The organism is Mesorhizobium sp. M7A.F.Ca.AU.002.02.1.1, from assembly GCF_003998535.1.
Taxonomy (GTDB): domain Bacteria; phylum Pseudomonadota; class Alphaproteobacteria; order Rhizobiales; family Rhizobiaceae; genus Mesorhizobium; species Mesorhizobium ciceri.
In genome coordinates, this window is the sequence record NZ_RZPB01001389.1 from 1 (window position 1) to 694 (window position 694).

Here is a 694-nt window from a genome sequence, read left to right on the forward strand (position 1 = left end):
CGTTTACCCCGGCATCGGCCAGCTGATGGTTGACGCGGTAAAATCCAGGGATGTTCCGGTTGTCCAGGCCTGCGCCCTGATTTTCGCCGCGACTTATATCCTTCTCAACCTGCTAGCCGACATTATTTCCATCGCCACCAATCCCAGGCTCTTGCACCCACGATGACCAGATCCGAATCTGTCGCGGAGCTTCAGAGGCTGAGGCGCTCGCGTGCCACCCGGGCGAAAACTGCGCTGAAGAAGGCACCGTTCAGCGCGTGGTTCGGCATCGTCGTGATCCTCGGCTACGTCTTTGTTGCGGTCTTCGCGCACTGGATAGCCCCATATGGCGAGACGCAGGTTTTCAGCGAAGCCTTCGCGCCGTGGAGCCAGGAGTTCAAACTGGGAACCGATCAGCTCGGCCGCGACATGCTCACCCGCTTGATCTACGGTGCGCGCAACACCATCGCTATCGCGGTCGCGACCACGTTGCTGTCCTTCGCGGTCGGCGTCTCGCTCGGCCTTCTTGCCGCATTGTACAGGGGGTGGCTCGACCAGATCTTGTCACGTGCGGTGGACGTGCTGATGTCAATCCCGAGTCTGATCTTCGCGCTGGTGCTGCTGACGATCTTCGGCTCTTCGATCACGAGCCTGATTGTCATCATTGCGCTTCTCGATTCCACCCGGGTCTTTCGGCTTTCTCGCGCCGTCGGGC

The 694-nt window shown here is 60.2% G+C and carries 2 protein-coding genes; both read left to right on the forward strand.

Annotation, left to right across the window (positions count from 1 at the left end):
• Positions 1 to 166 (forward strand): ABC transporter permease subunit (locus tag EN879_RS40495; RefSeq protein WP_127274814.1); only part of this gene is annotated, 166 nt, incomplete at its 5' end.
• A 107-nt stretch (positions 167 to 273) separates the two neighbouring features.
• Positions 274 to 694, forward strand: a 421-nt coding sequence (locus EN879_RS37915) for an ABC transporter permease subunit (protein ID WP_281034638.1), incomplete at its 3' end; no start/stop codon positions are given.